This is a genomic window from Abyssisolibacter fermentans, from assembly GCF_001559865.1.
Classification (GTDB): Bacteria; Bacillota; Clostridia; order Tissierellales; family MCWD3; genus Abyssisolibacter; species Abyssisolibacter fermentans.
This window is the reverse complement of the sequence record NZ_LOHE01000016.1, coordinates 1-1,107: the sequence shown is the minus strand read 5'-3', so window position 1 is coordinate 1,107 and position 1,107 is coordinate 1. Positions and strand designations below refer to the sequence as shown.

Genomic DNA, 1,107 nt, shown 5'->3' with positions numbered 1-1,107 from the left:
ATATTCAATCTTCTTAATTCAAATGCCATATCGATTCTATCTATTAAAGTTTCATCCATTCCTATAATTCCACCACTACAAACAGTAATTCCTGCTTTTTGAAGATTATCTATTGTTCTTATTCTGTCATCATAATTATGTGTAGTGCAAATATTTTTATAATATTTATAACCAGTTTCTAAATTGTGGTGATACATATCTACACCTGAAGATTTTAATAACAATGCTTGCTCATATGTTATAATACCATGTGAAGCACATATCTTTAAATCTGTGTCTATTTTTAATCTCTTATAAATTTCTACTAATTCTTTTAAATCTTCATCTGCTACCCCACGTCCACTAGTAACTAATGATATTCTGTGAGCTCCTTTATTCTGTACATATAATGCTTTTTCTAGTATATTATCATAAGATAACAATTTATATTCATGTACACCTGTATTATAATAAATTGATTGAGCACAGTATTTACAGTTCTCAGAACATTTTCCTGATTTTGCATTGACTATTGTACATAAATCAGCTTTATTTCCCATATATGCTTGTCTAATTTTATCAGCTGAATTAAAGAGATGTTCTATATTATCATTACTTGTGTTTATTAGTTGTAAACTTTCTTCATAAGAAATACTTCCACCATTTAAAATCCTATTTTCAATGTCTTTAATTAATTTATACATATGTCACTCCCTAATTTCCAGCAAATTTTTTATTATCCATATAACCAAGCTTTCTCAATCTTGGAATTACTGATACACTTGTTACTACAGCTACAACTCCTTTAATTGCATCCCATAAAACAAATGGTACTATTCCACTGATTATTGCCGATTTTATCGTAAATGCTTTTCCTAAATAAACATTTAACATCAAATATAGATATGCTGCTCCCAAAACATATACAATTGCTAAGCCAGCCATCACTGAAATAAGCAGCCTAAAAACACTGACTTTTCCCATGTTTTCAGTAAGTCTTCCTATAACATATGCACATATAATAAATCCAATTAAATATCCAAAGGTAGGTTCAACTATATAATTAAAACCACCCTTACCGCCACTAAAAACAGGTAGTCCTGCTAAACCCATACATACATAAACTAT

Annotated in this window: 2 protein-coding genes; both read right to left on the bottom strand. The window is 29.0% G+C overall.

Annotation, left to right across the window (positions count from 1 at the left end; genetic code table 11):
* A partial coding sequence (bioB, locus tag AYC61_RS01155) for a biotin synthase BioB (protein WP_066495572.1) occupies positions 1–683 on the bottom strand: 683 nt, incomplete at its 3' end.
* A 10-nt stretch (positions 684–693) separates the two neighbouring features.
* A partial coding sequence (locus AYC61_RS01150) for a biotin transporter BioY (RefSeq protein ID WP_066495569.1) occupies positions 694–1,107 on the bottom strand: 414 nt, incomplete at its 5' end.